The following is a 19,623-nucleotide window of genomic DNA, read 5'->3' as shown; positions in this document are numbered from 1 at the left end:
CTCCGTGCGCGCCGTGCCGGTGTGCGCCCCGCCCCGGACGTGCCGGGGGGACCCGGCGGACTGCCGGGTCCCCCTCACGGGCGCGGGCCTGGGCCGCGGGCGGCTCCTACGCCTACCAGTAGTGCTTGCGGCCGCCGACGGCGCGGCCGGTCGCGCCCAGCAGCATCAGGACCACCCCGATGACGAGCAGGATGATCCCGATCGTCCACAGGATGGAGATGCCGGTCAAGAAGCCCACGACGAGCAGGATGACTCCGAGGATGATCATCGCGCCCTCCTTCTTTCCACTTCGACTCTGCTGTCCCCGCGGTGCCGGACGACCGGTGGCGCCTCCACCCGGGGCGGGACCCGGAGGACCTCACCCCGCGGGGGGCCGGCCGCCGGTGCTCGTGCCGGTACCGGTGCCGGTACCTGCCCCCGTGTCGAGGCCGGCCCGTTCGAGCACGGTCCGGGCCTCCTCCGCGCGACCGCCGCGGGCGATCACGTCGTACCGCGAGGCGACCAGCGACCGGGTGGAGGAGAAGTCGCGCCGCCCGCCGGTCGCGGCGTGGCCGACGAAACCGAAGACGGCGCCCCACAGCGCGCCGATCAGGAGGCCGCCGAGGATCAGCCCGAACCAGGCCGGGCCGCTGGTGAACAGGCCGACCAGCAGCCCGATGAACAGGCCGAACCAGGCGCCGCTGGCCGCGCCGGCAGCCGCGGCCCGTCCACGGGTCAGCCGCCCGGTGACGTGCTCCACGAGGCGCAGGCCCGACCCCACGATGTCGAGGTTCTCCACGGGGAAGTGCTCGTCGGAGAGCCGGTCGACGGCGGCCTGCGCCTCCTCGTAGGTGCCGTAGCTCCCCACGGTGTTCCACGCGGCCGCCACGGGGTCCAGTGGGGACCGGTCCTGTGCCGTCATCTCCGATCCCTCCGCCGTCCGGTGTCCGCAGCCTGTCCGTCGTCCGCTGTCGTCCGTGATCCGCCCCCGGCCTTCCCCTGCCCCGAAGGGCAGCGGACATGCCGCTCCGGCCCTCTCAACCGTGCGTGTCGATGCCGGTCACCGCGGGATGCCCCAGCGGGGCGGTGTCCCCGGTGAACCCCGCGTCGCGCAGGGCGGCGCCCGCCACCGCCGCGGCGTCTGCCTCCGCGGAGCGGGTGTCCTCCGCCTCCACCTCCAGCCGGATGCTGAACGTGCCGTTGTCGTTGACGGTGAGGACGTCCAGGTCCTCGGCCTCGCCCAGTTCGGTCTGCTGCGGGTCCGACGGGCGCAGCCGCTCCAGCAGCGTCGTCCGCGCGTCACCGGTCAGCTCCTCCAGGAAGGTGCCGGGGATGGTGATGACGTACGTGGTCATGGCGTGCAGCTCCTCACAACTCCTCGCGACGGCGGCCCCGGACCGTGTGCGGGGCCCTGCGGTCCGTCACGGTGCCTTCCCCGAACGCGGCGGCTCACCGCCCCGGACGGCAGCGTCCCCCGGTCGGCCGGGTGCCCGCCCCTCTCCGCGCGCCCCGTGTCCCCGCATCCCAGCGCCTCCGCATCCCCGCATCCCCGCATCCCCGCATCCCCGGGCCCCGGGGTCCCCGGGCCTCCGTCCGGCGCCGTCACTCCGCGCGCCGGGGGCCGTGCCGGGCGACGCGGAGCCGGACGTCCGCGGGCAGTCGCCGCCACCCGGCGGACCGCCTGGCCCGCTCCAGGGGGCCGTCGGCGAGGGCGCGGAGCGTCTCACGGGGGGAGGCCCCGGTGCCGAGGGCGAGGTCCACCCGGGCCTCGGGCCGTGCGGCCCGCCCGGACATCCGGGCCCCGGCCTGCACCACGCCCGGCAGGCCGGCGGCCTCCGCGGCGATCGCGTCGCCCAGTGCCCCGTCGCGCACCTCGACGCCCTCCTCGGGCTCCCCGGCCGGGGACGTGCCCCAGACCGGCAGCCGGCCCGGCCGCGGCCGCCGCAGCTGGGCGAGGAGCCACCCCAGGGCGAGCAGGGCGACCACGGCCAGGGCGGCGATCACGGCCGGCCACCACCACCAGCCCTGGCTGCTCCACCGCTCCCGGTCGCCCGCGCCGAGCAGGACGTCGTGCGGCCCCGTCAGCGGCCACCCGGACGGCGGTCCGAGACTCCACCGGCGGTACAGGTCCAGTCCGGCCGTCAGCACCAGCAGCCCGCCGCCGAGCAGCAGCAGGCCGGCGAGGGCCAGCAGGATGCGGTTGGTCGTGGTCCGCGGCTTCATGGGGTCGCCTCCCGGCGGTCGGGCCGCCCGGTGCGCGGATCGCCCGGTGCGGGGGGTGCGGAGATGCGGGGGTGCGGGGGTGGGGGACGCGTGGTCCGCGGGCGGGGGCGGCGCGGTTCAGCGGGCGCGCCGGACCCGCACCGACACCCGTTCCGGTCGGACCAGGGCGAGCCGGTCGCGTTCCTCCCGCAGGGCGCCGGCGACCTCCTCCCGCACCTGCCGCGGGTCGCGGAAGCGGACGTCGGCACGTGCCTTGATACGGCGGCGCACCCTGACCCGGGCCCGGCCGACACCGGGGACGCGCAGGGCGGCGTCCCGCAGCAGCACCTCGGCGCCGTGCCGGTCCAGCACGGCCCGCACGGGGGAGTCGCCGGTCGGCGCGTGCAGGGGGAGCAGCCTCCGCAGGCCGGGGGTGAGGGCCAGGACGAGGAGCCAGAGCCCGAAGGCGGCGGCCACCGCCGCCCCGGTGAGCATCCACACGTCCCCCGTCGTCCGGGTGGCCAGCTCGTCCGCCAGGGTCCGGCGCCACGCCGAGGCGGGCCGCCCGGCGCGCACCGCGACGACGTCGTACAGGGCCGCTCCGGCGGCCACCAGCACCACCAGGGCGACCAGCGCCGCGGGAACGCGGCGCGGCGACCACAGGCGGGGCGAGGGGGCCACGCCCGCCGCGCCGCCGTCCCGGCCCCCGGCCCCTCCGGTGCCGGTCGGTCCGGTGCCGGCCGGTTCGCCTCCGACCGGTTCGCCTCCGGCCGGTCCGGTGCCGGCCGGCAGGGGGTCTGCGGGGGCGGTGTCCAGCGCCGCGGGCGGCCGTGCCGTCTCCTGCTCCCGGGGGGGATCCTGCTTCCTCAGGGGGTCCTGTCGGTGCGTCATGGGGTGCCGTCCCTTCGGACGTTGCTCCGGTCGGGACGCCGTCGGCGGCGCGGCGGCCGGAGCCGGGGGACCGCGGGCCCGGGCCGGTACGGCGGGGGCGCGGCCGGGGGAGGGGAGGTCAGCGGACCCGTCCGCCGCCCTTCCGGGGGACCAGGTGCTCGACGACCAGCGCGACCTCCCGCACCTCCATGCCCGTCATCCGCGACACCCGCGCCGCCACGTCGTCCCGGACCTCGCGGGAGGCCCGTGCGATGTCCACGGGGTACGGCAGGTCGAGCGAGAGCTCCAGCCGCGCCGCCCCGCCGCCGGTGGCCGCGGACGCCTGGGGTGCCGCGAGGCCGCCGCCGCCCGGTCCGGTCAGGCGGGCGAGCGACTCCCGGGCGACCCGGGCGGCGATCCGCGCCACCACCCGGTCGGGGACGACGGTCGCGCCGCGCTCCGCCGGGGGCGGCAGCCGGGGCTGCTCCGCCCGCTCCGGCGACCCCGGCTGCCCGGTCCGTCCCTGGTGCGGCGTGCTCACCGCTGCCGCCGCAGGAACGACCCGGTGTCCAGGCTGCCCTGCAGGGCCAGGCCGACGACCAGGCCCACGCCGCCCAGGACGGCCACCAGCAGGAACGCCCAGAAGCCGCCGAAGAACCCGGCGAAGCCCAGGGCCATGCCGGCCGCCAGGCCCACAGTCGCTGTGTTCATCTCGCGCACCTCTCTCGTGCCGCTCCCGTCCCCGCGGGCCGCCGCACCCCCGGAGGGGCGGCGGCGTGCGTGCGGGTCACTTCACCCGGCTCTCGCCGGGTTCGAGCTCGGACTCCTCCTCGTCGGGCAGGTGCACGTCGTCCACGGCGATGTTCACCTCGACGACCTCCAGCCCGGTCATCCGCTCGACGGCGGAGATCACGCTGACGCGCACGTCCCCCGCCACGTCGACGATGGACACGCCGTACTCCACGACGACGTCCAGGTCCACGGCGGCCTGACGCTCGCCGACCTCCACCTTCACGCCGCGGGTGACGCTGCTCCCCGCCCCCGGCACCCGGTCGCGCATCGAGCCGAAGGTGCGGGCCATCCCGGCACCGAGGCTGTGGATGCCGGGGACCTCGCGGGTCGCCATCCCGGCGATCTTCGCCACCACGTTGTCGGCGATGGTGGTCCTCCCCCGGGTCTCGGCGGGGGCTCCGACGCCGGCACGGCCCTGCAGGGTCTTGCCGCCGCCCCCCGTCTGCCCAGCCGTGGAGGCAGGGCGCTGGGCGCTGGTGTCCGTCATGGCAGTCGCCTCGATCGGTCGGTGTGCGGACACCCGTGCGATGTCCGTCGTGGAATTCGACACATGCGGTGGTCCGTCCTCACGCCCGGAGGCGTTTTTCGGTCATATCACCACACAGGGACAGATACCCGCATGGAACGTGACCGAACGGTGCGGCGCTGCCGCGCAGGCGGCGGTTCGGGGGAGGCAGGGCGCCCGATGCGGCGTCGGTCCCGGCCCTGCCGGCCCCCGCGCGCCGTTCCCGAGCCGGTTCCGCCCCGCCCCGGCCGCCGCTGCCGCCGCCCGGGCCGCCGCCGCCGCGGTCCTGCCGGTCCTCGGGCCGCTGCCGGGCCGGGAGGGCAGGGGCGCCCGGCCCGGCACGCTCCCGGCCCATCCCCGCCGACCGCGCCTCCGCCCCCACCCGACGGGCGGGCCCGCGCCGCGGGGCGCGGGCACCAGGACAGGCCACAGGGCCGGGCGCCGGACCGGGCGCCGGGGCGGTTCCCGGCCCTGTTCCCGGTCCTGTCCCCGGCCCGGGTCCCGTCCCTGGGTGACCGGCGGGGCGTCCGCTCGTTGCACGCAGTGCACCGAGGTGCTGCCGTCGGCGGGGGAGGGGCCGCCGGCCAAGGTCCAGCGACGAGGCGGGGTGTGCGGAGCCATGGGGACGAGCGGGCACGGGGGGCTTGGGTACGGAGCCGGGGTGGGCGCTGCGGGGCCCGCCGCGGCCGGGGCGGGCACGGACCGGGCGGGTGGGGGCGGAGAGGGGACGGTCCCGGCCGCCGTCGTCCCGGCGGCGCCGGTGCCGGGCCCGCCGCCGTGCACGCCGGAACCGGCCGTGAGGGAACCGGCCGGGCCTCAACCGGCCGGGCCGCAGCCCGGCGCGGCGGAGCACACCGGGCCCGCACCCGGCACGGCGGTCTCCGCCGAGGCCGCGGAGGCCGCCCTGGTCGGCAACTACGCGCGGCTGGCCCGCCTCGCCTACGCCGTCCTGCCCGCCGGGCAGGACCGCCACCGCCGTGTGGTCGCCGCCCACGCCCTCGTGCAGCGCTCCCTGTCCGGCCGCGGCTTCCGGCGGCCTCCCGCCGCACCCCTGGCGGCCCTCCTGCCCGGCCCCCGCCGTGCCCCGGCCGGTGGGGGCGCCCCGGCCGACCCGCCGCCCGACGGCGGCGGCGGCAGTGGCGGCAACGGTGGCGGCGGGGCCGCCCGGCAGGCGGCCGGCGCCGCCTACGGGCAGGTCCGGCTGCGGGTCCTCGCCGGGGCCCTGGCCGCGGCCGGTCCCGGGGCGGGGAGGCCCCTGCCGCTCCGTGCGTGGACCCTGCCCCGGGTCTGGGGCCTGCGCCTGTTCACCGCCGCGGGCGCCGCCGAGGAGCTCGCCCTCGACCGCGCCCTGGCGGCGGCCGAGCCCGCGGCCCGGGCCGCCTGCGCCCTGCGGGCCCTGGAGGGCATGCCCGACACCGCCGTGCGGTCGCTGCTCGCCCGGGCGGGCTGCGACGACCCGGGCCGGGCCCTGGCCCTCGCCGACCGGCTTGCCGCGGACCACCCGGAGGCCGGACCCCGGATGGCGTCCTCGCCCGAGTTCGACCCCTGCACGGTCCGGGCGCAGCCCTCGGACCTGCTGCGCCGCCGACGGCGCCGCCGCACCGCGCTGGGCGTCTCCGCCGTCCTGCTGGCCGCACTCCCCACCGCCTGGTGGGCGGTCCCGTCCTCCGCCGACCGGCCGGCCCCGCCCGGCTCCGCCGCCGGGGGCGGACCGGGCGCGGCGGACCCGTCCGCAGCCGTACGGCTGGTCCGCGCCGCCCCCGACGCGTGGCGGACCACCGCGCGGCTCGACCTCACCGCCTGGCCCGCCCGCGGCGACCGCACCGCGGACCGGGCGCTGACGGACCGCGCCCTGCGGACCTGGGAGCGGCCGCTGCCGGGCACGCGGGTCTCCGCAATGCCCGGCACCTCGACCCGCCCGCCGGCGGAGGACCCCCGCCTGCTGTTCGCCGGCGACGTCGACGGTGCGGCGGTCGTCCTGCTCCACGACGGCGGGCGGATCGCCCGCTGGACCGAGGGCTCCGGCTCCCCCGAGCTCCTCCTGGCGCGCGTCGACGGCGCCGACCTCACCACGGCCGCCGTGGTGCTGCACCGCGGTCCCCGGGGGGCCCGGCTGCTGCTGGCGCCGTGGGTGGCGGAGGCGGCGACCCGGGACCTGCGGTACCCCGACCGGCCGGCGCGCCCGCTGGCGGCCGGCGGCGGTGTCACCGCGCCGCTGCCGTTCCGGGCGGCCGGCGGCTGCCTCGGGGAGCCCGTGCTCCAGCTGCGCTCGTCGCCGGTGGTGGCCGAGAGGCACGCCTTCCTCCTGGCGGACCTCGGCGGACCGGTCCTCGCCCACCTGACCTGGATGCCGCCGCCCGGCCGGGTGCCGCCCGCCGGCCCCCGCGAGGCCACCGGGCCGCAGGCCCTGCCCGCCTGGGCCCGCGCGGCCTGCCTGGCGCCGGTTCCGGGCGGTCCGGACGGTTCCGCCGGCCGGGTCGGTGCGGCCGCGTCGGTGAGGTCGGTGAACCTGTGGGCCTTCGCCGTCCAGCCCCTGCCGGAGAGGCGCGGCACCGCGACGTGGGTCTGCCTGCGCACCGACCGGTGGACCGGCGACGGCGCGGCCGCGACCGCGGTCCTGCTGCCCGCCTCCGGCCCCGGGCGCCCGGGGGCCGTCCGCACCGGGCAGGAGTCGGGCGGCCGGGCGTGCAGCCGGTTCGCGCCCGACGTCCTGGCCTCGGTGTGGTGGCACCCGCCCGGCGGGCGCGGCTACCTGCTGGTCGCGGGCAGCCGGCACGTGCGGCGCGTCGCCGGGAGCGGCACGCTGCGCTTCGGCGCGGCCGTGCCGCACCAGGTCCTCGCGCTGCCGGGCGGGACCGCGGGGCCGGAGCGGCTGTCGGCCCTGCTCGCCTCGGGTGCCCGCATCGGCCCCCTGCCGCCGGTCCGCCCGGCACCCGCCCCCTGAGCCCGGCGCCCCCTGAGCCCGGCGCCCCCTGAGCCCCGCGCCCCCTGAGCCCCGCGCTCCGCTTCCGGCCCCTCCCGGAGCCCGCCCGCGGGACCCGCCCCCGCACGGCCGCGCCGCCCCCCGGACCGGGGGGCGGCGCGGGCCGGGCCGGGCGGGCGGCGCGGGTCAGAACTTCACGCGCACCTTGAGGGCGCTGCGGTCGTCCATGGCCCGGTAGCCGTCCGGGACGCCGTCGAGTCCGACGGTCCGGTCGAAGACGGGGGAGGGGTCGATCCTCCCGGACAGCACGTCCTCCAGCAGCTCCGGGATGTAGGCGCGGGCGGGGGCGACGCCGCCGCGCAGCCCGACGTTGCGGTTGAACATCTGGCCGATGTCGATGCCCGCGCTGCCGCCGTGCGGCACGCCGACGTAGCCGACGAACCCGCCGTCGCGGGTGATCGACACGGCGGTGCGCATGGAGTCCTCCGTGCCGACCGCCTCCAGCACGGCGTGGGCGCCCTGCCCGCCGGTCAGCTCCCGCACCGCGGCCACCGCCTCCTCGCCGCGCTCGGCGACGACGTCGGTCGCGCCGAAGTCGCGCGCGATGTCGGTACGGGTCTTGTGCCGGCCCATGGCGATGATCCGCTCGGCGCCCAGGCGGCGGGCGGCCAGCACGCCGCACAGGCCGACCGCGCCGTCGCCGACCACGGCGACCGTGGAGCCCGGGCGGACCCCGGCGGCCAGCGCCGCGTGGTGCCCGGTGCTCATCACGTCGGAGAGTGCGAGCATGGCGGTCAGCAGGCGGTCGTCGCCCAGGGCCTCGGCGGGCAGCCCGACCAGGGTGCCGTCGGCGTACGGCACGCGGACCGCCTCGCCCTGGCCGCCGTCCGAGCCGGGCTCGCCCCAGAAGCCGCCGTGCGGGCAGGAGGTCTGCAGGCCCTCGCGGCAGAAGTCGCAGACGCCGTCGGACCAGACGAACGGGGCCACCACCAGGTCGCCGGGCCGCACGCCCGTCACCTCGGAGCCGACCTCCTCCACCACGCCCAGGAACTCGTGGCCGATCCGCTGCCCCGGCCGGCGCGCCGCCACCCCGCGGTAGGCCCACAGGTCGCTGCCGCAGATGCAGGCGAGGACGACCCGGACCACGGCGTCGGTGGGCTGCCGGACGGCGGCGTCGGGGACCTCCTCCACCCGGATGTCGTGAGGTCCGTGGATCACGGTGGCGCGCATGATGCATGTCCTTCGGGAGATCATCGGGAACGTCCCCACCGTCCCCCACCACGGCACGCCTGTCCAGCTACATCGCCTACCGGGACCGTTAAGCTGAACTTGTGCTCGACGTCCGCCGCCTGCTGCTCCTGCGCGACCTCGCCGACCTGGGGACCGTGACGGCCGTCGCCGACCTGCACGGCGTCACCCCCTCGGCCGTCTCCCAGCAGCTCCGGCAGCTCGAACGGGAGACCGGCGCCGCGCTCGTCGACCGCGACCGGGGGCGGGTGCTCCTCACCGCGGCCGGTGCCGCCCTCGTGGAGGACACCTGCGACGTCCTCGCCGCCCTCGAACGGGCCGAGGCGCGCCTGCGCGGCACGGGCGACGCCGTCGCGGGCCCCTTCCGCGTCTCCTGCTTCACCAGCGCCCTGCCCGTCCTGGGGGCGCCCCTGCTCGCCGAGGCGCGCGCCCGCTCTCCGCAGCTCCGGCTCCACCTCACCGAGGAGGAGCCCGAGACGAGCCTGCCGCTGCTGCGCCGCCGCCGTCGCGACCTGGCCGTCGTCTACCGGTACCTCAACCTGGGCACCGTGCCGCCCCCCGACGTCCTCACCACCCGGCTCCTCGTCGACCCCCTGCTCCTCGTCCTGCCGGAGGACCGCGCCCGCGAGGCGGAGGGGGCGGTCGCGGACCTGGCGGCGTACGCGGACCTGCCGTGGGTGCTGGCCCCCGAGGGGAGCGCCTGCCGGGAGGCCGCCCTGCACGCCTGCCGCTCCGCGGGGTTCACCCCCGACGTGCGGCACACGGCCGCGGACTTCCCCGGTGCGGTCGCCCTCGCCGCCGCGGGCGGGGCCGCCGCGCTCGTCCCCCGCTCCGCCGTGGCAGCCGTGGCCGCCCTGCCCGGCGGGTCGGCCGTCCGGCCGCTCGCCGACCCCGGCCTGGCCCGGGTCGTCGAGGCGTGCGTGCGCACCGGTACGGACACCCACCCCGCGGTCCGCGCCTGCGTCCGCATCCTCGCCGAGCTCGGACGGCGGTGCGGCGGCGGCGACGGGGCCCCGGCGGGCCCGCCGCCGGGGACGTGACGGCCGCGGGGTGACGCCGGGCATGCGACGCCGGAAGGATTGCGGCGGGCGGCGGCCCCCGGCGGTCCCGGTCCGTCGGGACGGCGCGGACCGGCGGGTCAGAAGCGCGGGTTCGTGGTGGCGGTGCCCACCGCCAGGCCGCCCGCGAACGCCTTGGTCTTCAGCGTCGCGTCCAGCGCGCCGGCGGCGGCCTCGGTGAGGTTCAGGCCGACGTCCGACGCGGTGGCCGAGGACGACCCCAGGTCCACCTTCGCCTTGGAGAGGTCCAGGTCGAAGACCGGCACCCGGGTCTGCGTCCCCGCCACCCGGCCGGTCAGGTCGCCCTTGTCCAGGTCGATGACGAAGTCGCGGACCTCCAGCGAGGCGCCGTTGCGCAGGTTGACGAAGCGCAGGCCGCCGCGGTGCTCGATCGTCCCGCCCAGGGGGGACGGCGTGAGCCGACCGCCGGTGACGGGGAAGGACGCGGTGAGGGTGGGCTGCCCCGATGGGAAGGCCAGGCCGGGCCGGCCCGGCCTGGTCACCACCGGCAGGATCCCGGCCTTGAGCAGGGCCCGCGCCACGGCGGGCGCGATGACGACCCGGGTGGTGCCGGACGTCACCCTCACCGAGGCCGGACCGTCCGCGGACGCCGGGGCGGCGCCCGCGCCCGCCGCCACCACCGCTGCGGCCGCCACCACCGCCGCCGACCGGACGCGGACCGCCGTACGGATGCTCATGAGGACTCCCTGGTCTCGCAACAGGACGGCCGCCGTGACCGTCACGCGCTGCTTCCGCCGCCTCCGCACCCCTGGATGCACCCCGTCCCGGACAACCTGACGGCCCGTCGCCGTCCCCGCCGCCGCACCCCCTTGCGGGCCCCGCCCCCGCGGCGCGCCCCCGGCACCCCGCACGCCGTGTCCCCGCCCCGCGCGCCCGGCCCGGGCGGCCGGGCCGCCGCCGCGCCGGGCCCGCGGGTCTGCCGATCACCCGTCCGGCCCCGCCACCCGGGCCGATGCCGTGCAGGGGTGGTGGAGTGGAGGGGCGGACCGCTCGGCGCTGACCGGTCCGCGGCGCGCCCGACCCGTGGTGCGTCCGACCGCGGGCCCGTCCCCCCACGGAGCGGGCCCGCGGGCCCGACCGGCCGTATCCGGCCGCCCCACCGCCGACCCGGGTGCCCGGCAGCGACGCGTGCCCGGGCCTGAAAGCGAGACTCCGATGCTGGTCAAGAAGCTGCACGACTCCGGTATCCGCGCCGAGCACGCCTACACCGCGGGCTTCGCCTCGATCGTCCTCTCCGTCATCTCCTGGCGCGCCTCCATGAGCGTGGAGAAGAAGGGCGAGGAGCGCGCCGACCGCTGGGGCATCTTCGTCGGGGAGTGGGCACCCACGTTCTTCGCCCTCGGCCTGGCGCTGTCGACGTACGAGAAGTGATCCGGCCGGGGCCCGCCGCCCCGGTGCGCGCACCCCGCCCGGCCCGACCGGTCCCCCGGCGGTCCCGGACGGAGCACGGCACGGGCCCGTGGCCCCCGCCCTCGCGGTGGGGGCCACGGGCCCGGCTCACGTCCCGGCCGGGGCCGGGTCAGCCGATGCGGCGCCCGCCGTCGTGGCCGTAGCGGCCGAAGTGGCCGAAACGGTGGTGGTGGCGGTGGTGCCGGTGGCCCCAGCGCTCGTGGTGGCGGTGGTGCCGGTGGCCCCAGCGCTCGTGGTGGCGGTGGTGCCGGTGGCCCCAGCGCTCGTGGTGGCGGTGGTGGCGGTAGCCCCAGCGCTCGTGGTCCCGGCCCTCGTCGTGGCCGAAGCGGCCGTCGTGGTCCCGGCCCTCGTCGTGGCCGAAGCGGCCGTCGTCACCGCGGTGCCAGCCGTCGCGGTCCTGTACGGAGTGGGGGGCGGGGGCGGCCGGGGCCGCTGCCTGGGCGGCGCCGGCGCCGCCCAGGACGACGGCGGCGGCCACGCCGAGAGCGGCGGCGAAGCGGGAAACGCGCATGGCGATCTCCTGTCGCATCAGGTGCGGGGCACCTGTACGGAATCGGACATCGCAACCGTCCCCCGCCGGACACCGGCTCAGACGGTGCCACGCGTCGAAGCCACCCGATCTGCTGGAACGCCGCCGATCGTGGAACCGCACCGCGCGGGCCGATCGTGGAGGCCCCGCCGACGGCCCGCGGACGCCGTCACCCCGTACCCCCGCGGGCCTCCTCCAGTGCCCGCACGTCCAGCTTCCCCATCCCGAGCATCGCCTTCACCACCCGTTCGGCGGCCGCCGGGTCCGGGTCGTCCAGGAGCCGGCCCAGCACCGTCGGGACGATCTGCCAGGACAGGCCGAACCGGTCCTTGAGCCAACCGCACGGCCCGTGCTCCCCGCCGTCGCCGAGCCTCTCCCAGAGCCGGTCCACCTCCTCCTGGTCCGCGCAGTCCACGAACAGCGAGACCGCCTCGTTGAACCGGTGGTGGGGGCCGCCGTTCAGTGCGGTGAACCGCTGCCCCGCCAGTTCGAACCCGACGGTCATGACCGTCCCCTCGGGCAGCGGGCCCGCCGCGCCGTACCGCCGCACCTCCGTGATCCGGGAGTCGGGGAAGACGGACGTGTAGAGCTCGGCGGCCTCCTCGGCCCTGTCCTCGAACCACAGGAACGTGGTGATCTTCTGCACGGTGCGTCCTCCTCGGCGTTCGCGGGCGTGTCCCCGTACCGGGTGGACGACTGCGGCGGCCCGGACTCATCGGCCGGCAGGGCCGCCCCTGCGCGGAGCCCCCGCCCGCCCCGGCCTCCCGCCCGTGCCGTCTGCCCGCGCCGGGCCGCCTGCGCCGGACCGCCCGCGCCGGGCCGCCTGCGCCGGGCCGCCTGCGCCGGGCCGCCTGCGCCGGACCGCCCGCGCCGGGCCGCCCGCGCCGGGCCGCCCGCGCCGGACCGCCCGCGCGGGCGTGCGACCGGATCCCCGTCGCCGGTCCGCACGTCCCCGTCGCCGGCCCGCGCCCCCGGCCCCCGGCCGTCCGCCCCGCACGCCGGACGAACGCGCCCATAACTTCCCCCGCCCCGGGTAACTGCCGCTCACCTGCCCCACCCCGCCCCGCCCGTCGGGGCACGTCCGCGAGGAGCGACATGGCCGCATCCGCCTCCACCTCCACCCGCCTGCGCCGACGCGCCAAGGAGGTCTTCGGCTGGGACCGGCTGCGCCCCGCCCAACTCGCCGCCATGCAGGCCGTGATGGAACGCCGCGACACCGTGGTCGTCATGCCCACCGGCGCCGGGAAGTCCGCCGTGTACCAGGTGCCGGGGCTGCTCCTGGAGGGCCCCACGCTCGTCGTCTCGCCCCTGGTCGCCCTCCAGCGCGACCAGGTGGCGGGCCTGCTGCGCCTGGACGGCCCCGAGGCCGTCGCGGTCAACTCCTCCCAGGGACGGGCCGAGAACGACGAGGCCTGGGACCGCATCAGCGCCGGGGACGTCGACTTCCTCTTCCTCGCCCCCGAGCAGCTGGCCAAGGACGACGTGCTGGAGCAGCTCGCCGCCGCCCGGCCCGCGCTGTTCGTCGTCGACGAGGCCCAGTGCGTCTCCTCCTGGGGCCACGACTTCCGCCCCGACTACCTGAGGCTCCGCCACGCGCTCGAGCGCGTCGGCCGTCCGCCGGTGCTGGCGCTCACGGCGAGCGCCGCCGCGCCCGTGCGGGCCGACATCGTCGAGCAGCTCGGCATGCGCGACGTGCACGAGGTCGTGGCGGGCTTCGACCGGCCCAACATCCACCTGGAGGTCGTCCCCTTCCGGGACGACGAGGTCAAGCGCCGCGCCGTCGTCGAACGCGCCGCCGCCGAGCCCAAGCCCGGCATCGTCTACGCCGCCACCCGCAAGGACGCCGAGGCCTACGCGGAGGAGCTGGCCGCCCTCGGGCTGGACGCCGCCCCCTACCACGCCGGGATGCGGGCGGCCGAGCGGCACGGCGTCCACGACCGGTTCCGCGACGGCTCCCTCGACGTCGTCGTGGCGACCTCCGCCTTCGGCATGGGCATCGACAAGGCCGACGTCCGGTTCGTCCTGCACGCCTCGGTGCCCGGCTCGCTGGACGCCTACTACCAGGAGATCGGCCGGGCCGGCCGCGACGGCGAGCCCGCCCGCGCCGTCCTCGCCTACCGGCCCGAGGACCTCGGCATGCAGCGCTTCTTCTCCGCGGGGCGCCCCGACCCGGACACCGTCGCCCGGGTGGCCCGCCGCATCCAGTCCCACCGCGGCCCGGTGCCGCCGACCGACCTGCGGTCCGCCACCGGGCTGTCCGCGAGCCGCCTCACCGCCGTCGTCAACCTCCTGGAGCAGGTCGGCGCCGTGCGCACCACCGACGAGGGGGAACTGGCCGCGGTCGAGGGCTTCGGAGCCGCCCGCGCGGCCGAGGAGGCGGTCCGGCTCGGCGACGCCCGCCAGCAGCTGGAGCGCTCCCGGGTCGACATGATGCGCGGCTTCGCCGAGACCACCGGCTGCCGGCGCCGCTTCCTCCTCGGGTACTTCGGCGAGGCCCTGGACGGCCCCTGCGGCAGCTGCGACGTCTGCGAGCGGGAGGAGCTGCGGGAGGACGGGGACGCGGCTGCCGCCGAGGGCGTCCTGGCCGGGACCGCCCCCGCCGCCTCGGGCGCCGCGGAGTCCGCCGCGCCCACCGGCCACCCCTTCGTCCCGGGCGCGCGCGTCCGCCACGGGCAGTGGGGCGACGGCGCGGTGCTCAGCGAGGAGGAGGGGCGGCTCACGGTGCTCTTCGAGACCGTCGGCTACCGCACCCTCTCGCTGCCCCTGGTGCTCCGCAACGACCTCCTCGCCGCGGTCTGACGGGCGGCCCGGGGGCGTCGGCCGCCCCCGTGGTCAGCCGGTGTCCGCAGGCGGCCGCAGGCCGCGGGGGACGGTGTGGATGCGGCTGAGGATCCCGCGCAGGGCCTCCTGGTCCTCCCGCGGCAGCGCCCGAAGCGCCGCCGGGGCGGTGAGGAGGGGCAGGAGGGCCCTGCTCCGGGCCTTCACCCCCTCGGTGGTGAGGCGCAGCGTCTTCATGCGCCGGTTGGTGGGGTGGGGGACCCGTTCGACGTAGCCGAGGCTCTGGAGCCGGTTCACCAGGTGGGTGAGGTTGGACGGCTCGCACGCCAGCCACTCGGCGAGGTCCTGCATGGCGGGGGCCGGGGCTGCGGGGTCCAGCAGCACCAGTGCCTGGGCCTGCAGGCCTGTGAGGCCCAGCTCGGCCGCCGCCTGGGTCAGGGACTGCCGTTCGGCGAAGACCAGCGAGGTCATCAGCAGCCATGCGTCGTCTGCGGCGTTCACCCGTCGACTGTACAAGACGGTTGTGCCGTGATAGTTGTTCTTTCATAGTTATTGAAAGACAACTATGGAGTCCGCCGTGACAGCTTCGGAACCCCCTCGTCCCACGCCCGCGGACCGCCTGCGCCCCCTGGTCCTCGCCGGCGCGGCGGCCACCCTGGCCGCGGCCGCCGCCAACGCCGCGGCGGCCGTGCTCCTGCGGTCGGCCCTCGGCATCGCCCCCGCCTTCCGCCCGCTCCAGGTGCCTCCGGTGGTCGCCGCCACCCTGGCGGCCTGCGCCGCCGGCACGGTGCTCCATCTGGTCCTGGTGAGAATCCGGCCGGCGCGGGCCGACCGGGTCCTCGCCGTCCTCGCCGCCGCGGTCGCCGTGCTGTCGCTCGCGTCCCCCGCAGCGCTCCTCCGGGCGGACCCCGGCGCCTTCCCCGGCGTGTCTCCGGCCGCCGCCCTCGCCCTCGTCCCGCTCCACCTCCTCCCCGCCGCCCTCCTCGTCCCCGCGCTCCTGCGGGCGCGCAGACGTGCCGCCGGTACCGCGCGCAGGCGTGCCGCCGGTGCCGCGGCTCGCTGAGACCCCGCACGAACACCCCAGGAGAGACCCATGGCACACCCCACCCACGGTTCCCGCCCCGCGGCGCTGGTCGTCGGCGGAACCCGCGGCATCGGCAGGGAGATCGCCCGCCTGCTGGCCGCCGCCGGGAACGACGTGACGGTCGTCGGCCGGCCCGGCGGCGCCGGGGCGGAGGCGGCGGCCGAGATCGGCGCCGCCTTCCTCCCCGCCGACGTCTCCCGGCTCCCCGAGGTCCGCCGCGTCGCCGCGGAGGTCGCCTCCCGCCACGACCGCCTGCACCACCTCGTGCAGAGCGCCGACGTCATCAAGAAGGAGCGCGTGGACACCCCGGAGGGCTTCGAGGTCGGCTTCGCCACCAACTACCTGTCCCGGTTCCTGCTCGCCGGGCTGCTGCTCGACCGGTTGCGGGCGGGTTCCGCCCGCATCCTGCACGTCGCCGCCGCGGGCGCGGCCGGCCGCTTCTCCCTCGGCTCCGTCCCGCCCGGACCCCGCGTCGGCGCCTTCCGCGCCCATGGCGTCGGCCAGGGGGCGAACGACGTCTTCGGCGTCGAACTCGCCGCGCGCCTGGCCGGCTCCGGCGTCGTCGTCCAGGTGGCCAACCCCGGTGCCGTGGAGACGGGCATCCGCGACGAGGTGGCCACGGGCCTGTTCGGCAGGACGATGGTGGCCGCCTACGGCGCCCTGGCCACGGTGCGCGGCCCCGCCGAGGCCGCCCGGATCCTGCTCGACACCGCCGAGCGCCACTCCGGCGACGTCCTGATCGGCATGAAGGGGCCGGTCCGGGTGCCCGCCCGCGCCCGCGACCTCGAACTGCGCCGGGGCCTCTGGCGCCGGACGGAGGAGCTGGTCGGCCTCACGGTCGACACCGGGCGGTGACCCCGGCGGCCCGGCCCGCGTCCCCGGGGCGCGGGCCGGGCCGCACGCCCCCGGGGCGCGGCCTGCTACCGCTGCGGCCCTGCGGCGTCCGTCCCGTCCGAGGCGCCCCCGCCGTCCTGCGGGTCCTCCGGGGCGGCGGCGCCCTCCCGGTGGAGGAAGGCGCCGAGCAGGTCCCCGACGGGGTGCCCGGCCTCGGCGGGGTGGCGCAGGCGCACGGTCGGGTCCACGGTGTACCGGTTGCGGCGCCCCACGCGGGTGCGGGTCAGGTAGCCCGCGGACTCCAGGTCCGCGACGATGGCCTGCGCCGAGCGCTCGGTGATGCCCGCGGCCGCGGAGACGTCCCGCAGTCTGACCTCGGGGTCCCGGGCGATGTGGAGGAGGACCCGGGCGTGGTTGGTGAGGAAGGTCCAGTGACCGCCCTCCCCGTCTCCTCCGGGGTGCGACGCGCTCACCGCTCCATCGTACGAGTCCTGTTTCGGGTGTCCGCCGCGGCGCACGCTCGCAAACATGCGAAGTATTATTCGTGTGAATATCGACGCCTTTTGTCCCGAAGGTGGACAATAGGGACATTCCTCCCTTCGTTCGTCACCCCGGGAAGGCAGGACCGCCATGGCCGCCACGTCCCCGCATCCCCCGACCGGCCATCCCGCACCGTGCGGCGCGAGGCCCCGCCCCCCGGTGGCCGCCGTGCTCACGGGGGGCTCCGCGGACCTCCGGGTGGCCGACGCCGCCGCCGCCCTGGCCGCCGCCTCCCGCGCCCCCCTGCTCCTGATCGCGGTCGTCCCGCCGGGCTTCCGGCCCCGCCGCCCCGGCCCCGGCACCGCGCACGGCGTCCTCGCCCGCGTGCTGACCCGGCTCGGCCGGGCGGCCGAGGAGTGCGTCCCCGTCACCGTGCCGCTGCCGTCCGGCGGGAGCCGCCTGGCCGCCGCCTCCCGGGTGCTGGAGCCCGCCGGACGCCTCGGCGCCTCCGTGGTCGTCGCCCACCGCACCGGACCGGCCGGCGTCGACGCCCCCGCCCTCGTCGAGGCGGCCGCCCTCCGGGGCGGCCCTCAGGTCCGCACCGTCGTACCGCCCCCGTGGCGGCCTGTCCTGGGAGCCCCCGGCGGGGGCGGCACGCCCGGGCCGGTCCGCCGTGCCGGCGCCCCGGTCCGGGCACCGGCCCCGTCCGCCGCCTGACCGCTCCGGGCGGCCGGCACGGACCGGACGCGCCCGGACGACACGGCCCCACGGAAAGGCCCCGCCATGAACGACCTCGCCTTCGCCGTCCCCCTGTGGGCCTGGGCCGCCCTCACCGCCGGCATCGCCGCGATGCTGGCGGTCGACCTCCTGGCCCACCGCGACAGCCACGTCATCGGCTTCCGCGAGGCCGCCCTCTGGAGCGCCGCCTGGATCGCCGCCGGCCTCGCCTTCGGCCTCGTCCTGTGGGCCTGGCAGGGCGGCGAGGCCGCCGGCACCTACTACGCCGGCTACCTCATCGAGAAGGCGCTGTCGATCGACAACGTCTTCGTCTTCGCCCTCGTGCTCTCCTTCTTCGCCGTCCCCGACGCCTACCACCACAAGGTGCTGTTCTGGGGCGTCCTGGGCGCACTGGCGGCCCGGCTCGTCTTCATCTTCGTCGGCGCGGAACTGCTGCACGTCTTCTTCTGGACCGCCTACCTGTTCGGCGCCTTCCTCATCTGGACCGGCTGGAGGATGGCCTTCGGCCACGACCAGGAGGTCCACCCGGACCGCAACCCGCTCGTCCGCCTCGTCCGCCGCGTCGTCCCCACGGACCCCCGGTACCACGGCGACCGCTTCTTCGTCCGCCTGAACGGCCGGCGCACCGCCACCCTGCTGCTCGTCGTCCTCGTGGCGGTCGAGGCCACCGACCTCGTCTTCGCCGTCGACTCCGTGGCCGCGGTGCTCGCTGTCACGACGAACACCTTCCTGGTCTGGGCCGCCAACGCCTTCGCCGTCCTCGGCCTGCGCAGCCTCTACTTCTGCCTCGCCGGGCTCCTGCGCCGCTTCCGGTACCTGCACTACGGGCTGGCCGTGCTGCTCGCCTTCGCCGGCGTCAAGCTCATCCTCTCCGAGACGCCGGTCGGCAAGCTCCCCGTGCCGGTCACGCTCGGCGTCATCGTCGCCGTGCTCGCCGCCTCGATCGGCTGGTCGCTCGCCGCCGGGCCCGCCGAGTCGGCCGGGCCTGCCGGGCCTGCCGAGTCCGACCGGACGCCTCCGGACCCCGCCCGTCCGGACCCCGCCGACCGGGCCGTCCACCGCCACGGGTGACCCCGTGCACGCCGGGGGCGCCGCAGACCTCCGGCAGGACCCGGCGTGCACGGGCGCCGGAAGTCCGGCAGGGTGGGTGGACACGGTCCGGCTGCGCCGCGGACCGCCCGCACGGGAGGAGCACGATGCGTCAGGCCCTTCCCCCGATCCCCGCGCCGGCCGTCCTCCGGGCCGGCCCGGACGTGACGGTGACCGTGTTCACCGTCGGGTGGGTGGCCGTCCGCCCCGCCCACCGGGAGTTCGGCGGGCCGGACGCGCTCGCCTTCCCCGCGATCCTCGCCGGACGCGGCTGGACGCCCTGGCTGCCGATCCACGCCTTCCTCGTCCGCCACCCCGAACGCACGGTCCTGGTCGACACCGGGGACGCCGAGCACCGCCCCCGGGGGCACTACGGGTGCGGGTCGGCACGGCAGGAGCGCTTCCACCGTGCCTTCCTGCGCATCGAGGTGCCGCCGGAGGCCGCCCTGCCCCGCCGCCTCGCGGCCGAGGGGACCGACCCCCGCGACGTCGACACGGTCGTCCTCACCCACCTCCACTCCGACCACACCGGCAACCTGCCGGCCTTCACCGGCGCGCAGGTGCTGGTGGGGGACGGCGAGGCCGACCCGTTCCCGGGGTCCACCCGGTGCAGGCTCCCCGGCGACGGCCGGACGACGGCGACGCGGTGGACCGACGGCCCGGTGGCGGGCTTTGACCGCTCCCACGCGCTCACCCCGGACGGGACGGTGCGCGCCGTGCCCCTGCCCGGCCACACCCCGGGCCACCAGGGCCTCGTCGTCCTCGGCGGGGACGCCCCGGTCGTCGTCGCGGGCGACGCGGCGTTCAGCCCCGGGCAGCTGCGCCGCGGCCGCCCGCCGGGCATCGCCGCCGACCGGCCGGCGAACCTCCGGACCCAGCGCCTGCTCGCCTCCCTCGCGGACGCCGGCGCCCGGGTCCTGCTCTCCCACCACGCCCCCGCCCCGGGCGCGGCCGAGCCCTGAGCCCGTGACGCCCGGTCGTGCGGACCGGCGGCGGCGAACGGCGCCCGCAGCCCCGCCGCTCTGGAGCCCCGCCGCCCTGAAGCCCCGGCGACCGGTCGTCCGGGTGGCCGGTGCCGTCCCT

The 19,623-nt window shown here is 78.1% G+C and carries 23 protein-coding genes; 9 read left to right on the top strand and 14 right to left on the bottom strand.

Translation table 11 applies throughout. The annotated features are described in order from the left end of the window. Positions 1-112: 112 nt before the first annotated feature. The 8 genes from LO771_RS15070 to LO771_RS15035 form a co-directional block, all read right to left on the bottom strand. Entirely contained in the window at positions 113-268 is a 156-nt protein-coding gene (locus LO771_RS15070; protein ID WP_230652566.1) for a DUF6131 family protein, read from the bottom strand. 90 nt (positions 269-358) lie between these two features. Then, positions 359-901, bottom strand: a complete 543-nt coding sequence (locus LO771_RS15065) for a general stress protein (RefSeq protein ID WP_230652565.1) — start codon at positions 899-901, stop codon at positions 359-361. A 115-nt stretch (positions 902-1,016) separates the two neighbouring features. Further along, positions 1,017-1,334, bottom strand: coding sequence for a hypothetical protein (locus LO771_RS15060; protein ID WP_230652564.1), 318 nt, complete (start codon positions 1,332-1,334; stop codon positions 1,017-1,019). 247 nt (positions 1,335-1,581) lie between these two features. Continuing rightward, positions 1,582-2,202: an alkaline shock response membrane anchor protein AmaP gene (locus tag LO771_RS15055; protein ID WP_230652562.1), complete on the bottom strand. Its 621-nt coding sequence runs from the start codon at positions 2,200-2,202 to the stop codon at positions 1,582-1,584. 117 nt (positions 2,203-2,319) lie between these two features. Beyond that, on the bottom strand, positions 2,320-3,072 hold the full coding sequence (locus tag LO771_RS15050; RefSeq protein WP_230652560.1) for a DUF6286 domain-containing protein: 753 nt from the start codon (positions 3,070-3,072) through the stop codon (positions 2,320-2,322). Positions 3,073-3,190: 118 nt separating this feature from the next. Further along, positions 3,191-3,592, bottom strand: coding sequence for an Asp23/Gls24 family envelope stress response protein (locus tag LO771_RS15045; protein WP_230652558.1), 402 nt, complete (start codon positions 3,590-3,592; stop codon positions 3,191-3,193). Beyond that, complete coding sequence (locus LO771_RS15040) at positions 3,589-3,762, bottom strand: hypothetical protein (protein ID WP_230652556.1); 174 nt, start codon at positions 3,760-3,762, stop codon at positions 3,589-3,591. The genes LO771_RS15045 and LO771_RS15040 overlap by 4 nt, the downstream gene beginning before the upstream one ends. Before the next feature lie 76 nt (positions 3,763-3,838). After that, entirely contained in the window at positions 3,839-4,330 is a 492-nt protein-coding gene (locus tag LO771_RS15035; RefSeq protein WP_230652554.1) for an Asp23/Gls24 family envelope stress response protein, read from the bottom strand. An 814-nt stretch (positions 4,331-5,144) separates the two neighbouring features. Here LO771_RS15035 and LO771_RS15030 point away from each other — a divergent pair. Then, entirely contained in the window at positions 5,145-7,292 is a 2,148-nt protein-coding gene (locus LO771_RS15030; RefSeq protein ID WP_230652552.1) for a hypothetical protein, read from the top strand. 165 nt (positions 7,293-7,457) lie between these two features. Here the strand turns inward: LO771_RS15030 and LO771_RS15025 are convergent, their stop codons facing one another. Further along, positions 7,458-8,501, bottom strand: coding sequence for a zinc-dependent alcohol dehydrogenase family protein (locus LO771_RS15025; RefSeq protein ID WP_230652549.1), 1,044 nt, complete (start codon positions 8,499-8,501; stop codon positions 7,458-7,460). A 101-nt stretch (positions 8,502-8,602) separates the two neighbouring features. Between LO771_RS15025 and LO771_RS15020 the strand changes: the two genes are divergently transcribed. Further along, entirely contained in the window at positions 8,603-9,559 is a 957-nt protein-coding gene (locus tag LO771_RS15020; protein ID WP_230652547.1) for a LysR family transcriptional regulator, read from the top strand. Between the two features lie 98 nt (positions 9,560-9,657). Here the strand turns inward: LO771_RS15020 and LO771_RS15015 are convergent, their stop codons facing one another. Beyond that, complete coding sequence (locus LO771_RS15015; protein WP_230652544.1) at positions 9,658-10,275, bottom strand: hypothetical protein; 618 nt, start codon at positions 10,273-10,275, stop codon at positions 9,658-9,660. A 478-nt stretch (positions 10,276-10,753) separates the two neighbouring features. On the opposite strand from LO771_RS15015, the gene LO771_RS15010 reads away from it, so the two are divergent. Beyond that, positions 10,754-10,969, top strand: a complete 216-nt coding sequence (locus tag LO771_RS15010; protein WP_230652541.1) for a hypothetical protein — start codon at positions 10,754-10,756, stop codon at positions 10,967-10,969. A gap of 148 nt (positions 10,970-11,117) precedes the next feature. Here LO771_RS15010 and LO771_RS15005 read toward each other — a convergent pair whose 3' ends face one another. Both LO771_RS15005 and LO771_RS15000 read right to left on the bottom strand, forming a co-directional pair. Continuing rightward, the gene (locus tag LO771_RS15005; RefSeq protein WP_230652538.1) at positions 11,118-11,519 is read right to left on the bottom strand and encodes a hypothetical protein; all 402 of its coding nucleotides are present in this window, start codon (positions 11,517-11,519) and stop codon (positions 11,118-11,120) included. Between the two features lie 187 nt (positions 11,520-11,706). Next, entirely contained in the window at positions 11,707-12,183 is a 477-nt protein-coding gene (locus tag LO771_RS15000; RefSeq protein WP_230652536.1) for a VOC family protein, read from the bottom strand. 449 nt (positions 12,184-12,632) lie between these two features. Between LO771_RS15000 and LO771_RS14995 the strand changes: the two genes are divergently transcribed. Next, the gene (locus tag LO771_RS14995) at positions 12,633-14,336 is read left to right on the top strand and encodes a RecQ family ATP-dependent DNA helicase (protein ID WP_230652534.1); all 1,704 of its coding nucleotides are present in this window, start codon (positions 12,633-12,635) and stop codon (positions 14,334-14,336) included. A 33-nt stretch (positions 14,337-14,369) separates the two neighbouring features. Here the strand turns inward: LO771_RS14995 and LO771_RS14990 are convergent, their stop codons facing one another. Beyond that, a complete protein-coding gene (locus LO771_RS14990; RefSeq protein ID WP_230652531.1) occupies positions 14,370-14,816 on the bottom strand; it encodes a MarR family winged helix-turn-helix transcriptional regulator in 447 nt (148 codons plus the stop codon). A 76-nt stretch (positions 14,817-14,892) separates the two neighbouring features. Between LO771_RS14990 and LO771_RS14985 the strand changes: the two genes are divergently transcribed. Continuing rightward, a complete protein-coding gene (locus tag LO771_RS14985) occupies positions 14,893-15,378 on the top strand; it encodes a DUF6069 family protein (protein ID WP_230652528.1) in 486 nt (161 codons plus the stop codon). Positions 15,379-15,408: 30 nt separating this feature from the next. Next, entirely contained in the window at positions 15,409-16,254 is an 846-nt protein-coding gene (locus LO771_RS14980; RefSeq protein WP_230652525.1) for an SDR family NAD(P)-dependent oxidoreductase, read from the top strand. A gap of 65 nt (positions 16,255-16,319) precedes the next feature. On the opposite strand, the gene LO771_RS14975 is transcribed toward LO771_RS14980, so the two are convergent. Continuing rightward, complete coding sequence (locus LO771_RS14975; RefSeq protein ID WP_230652523.1) at positions 16,320-16,706, bottom strand: helix-turn-helix domain-containing protein; 387 nt, start codon at positions 16,704-16,706, stop codon at positions 16,320-16,322. A gap of 265 nt (positions 16,707-16,971) precedes the next feature. Here LO771_RS14975 and LO771_RS14970 point away from each other — a divergent pair, with 265 nt between their 5' ends. The 3 genes from LO771_RS14970 (at position 16,972) to LO771_RS14960 (ending at position 19,502) form a co-directional block, all read left to right on the top strand. After that, entirely contained in the window at positions 16,972-17,430 is a 459-nt protein-coding gene (locus tag LO771_RS14970) for a universal stress protein (protein WP_230652520.1), read from the top strand. Positions 17,431-17,496: 66 nt separating this feature from the next. Further along, complete coding sequence (locus LO771_RS14965) at positions 17,497-18,522, top strand: TerC family protein (RefSeq protein WP_230652518.1); 1,026 nt, start codon at positions 17,497-17,499, stop codon at positions 18,520-18,522. 125 nt (positions 18,523-18,647) lie between these two features. Beyond that, a complete protein-coding gene (locus LO771_RS14960) occupies positions 18,648-19,502 on the top strand; it encodes an N-acyl homoserine lactonase family protein (RefSeq protein ID WP_230652516.1) in 855 nt (284 codons plus the stop codon). Positions 19,503-19,623: the final 121 nt, after the last annotated feature.

Source organism: Streptacidiphilus sp. ASG 303 (assembly GCF_020991365.1).
Classification (GTDB): Bacteria; Actinomycetota; Actinomycetes; order Streptomycetales; family Streptomycetaceae; genus Peterkaempfera.
The sequence above is the reverse complement of the archived record's forward strand: the minus strand, read 5'-3'. Positions and strand labels throughout refer to the sequence as shown.

Excerpts from the sequence above, each read along its gene's own strand:
- LO771_RS15070 (WP_230652566.1), bottom strand. The coding sequence starts at position 268 with ATGATCATCCTCGGAGTCATCCTGCTCGTCGTGGGCTTCTTGACCGGC.
- LO771_RS15065 (WP_230652565.1), bottom strand. The coding sequence starts at position 901 with ATGACGGCACAGGACCGGTCCCCACTGGACCCCGTGGCGGCCGCGTGG.
- LO771_RS15060 (WP_230652564.1), bottom strand. The coding sequence starts at position 1,334 with ATGACCACGTACGTCATCACCATCCCCGGCACCTTCCTGGAGGAGCTG.
- LO771_RS15055 (WP_230652562.1), bottom strand. The coding sequence starts at position 2,202 with ATGAAGCCGCGGACCACGACCAACCGCATCCTGCTGGCCCTCGCCGGC.
- LO771_RS15050 (WP_230652560.1), bottom strand. The coding sequence starts at position 3,072 with ATGACGCACCGACAGGACCCCCTGAGGAAGCAGGATCCCCCCCGGGAG.
- LO771_RS15040 (WP_230652556.1), bottom strand. The coding sequence starts at position 3,762 with ATGAACACAGCGACTGTGGGCCTGGCGGCCGGCATGGCCCTGGGCTTC.
- LO771_RS15035 (WP_230652554.1), bottom strand. The coding sequence starts at position 4,330 with ATGACGGACACCAGCGCCCAGCGCCCTGCCTCCACGGCTGGGCAGACG.
- LO771_RS15025 (WP_230652549.1), bottom strand. The coding sequence starts at position 8,501 with ATGCGCGCCACCGTGATCCACGGACCTCACGACATCCGGGTGGAGGAG.
- LO771_RS15015 (WP_230652544.1), bottom strand. The coding sequence starts at position 10,275 with ATGAGCATCCGTACGGCGGTCCGCGTCCGGTCGGCGGCGGTGGTGGCG.
- LO771_RS15010 (WP_230652541.1), top strand. The coding sequence starts at position 10,754 with ATGCTGGTCAAGAAGCTGCACGACTCCGGTATCCGCGCCGAGCACGCC.
- LO771_RS15005 (WP_230652538.1), bottom strand. The coding sequence starts at position 11,519 with ATGCGCGTTTCCCGCTTCGCCGCCGCTCTCGGCGTGGCCGCCGCCGTC.
- LO771_RS14995 (WP_230652534.1), top strand. The coding sequence starts at position 12,633 with ATGGCCGCATCCGCCTCCACCTCCACCCGCCTGCGCCGACGCGCCAAG.
- LO771_RS14980 (WP_230652525.1), top strand. The coding sequence starts at position 15,409 with ATGGCACACCCCACCCACGGTTCCCGCCCCGCGGCGCTGGTCGTCGGC.
- LO771_RS14965 (WP_230652518.1), top strand. The coding sequence starts at position 17,497 with ATGAACGACCTCGCCTTCGCCGTCCCCCTGTGGGCCTGGGCCGCCCTC.
- LO771_RS14960 (WP_230652516.1), top strand. The coding sequence starts at position 18,648 with ATGCGTCAGGCCCTTCCCCCGATCCCCGCGCCGGCCGTCCTCCGGGCC.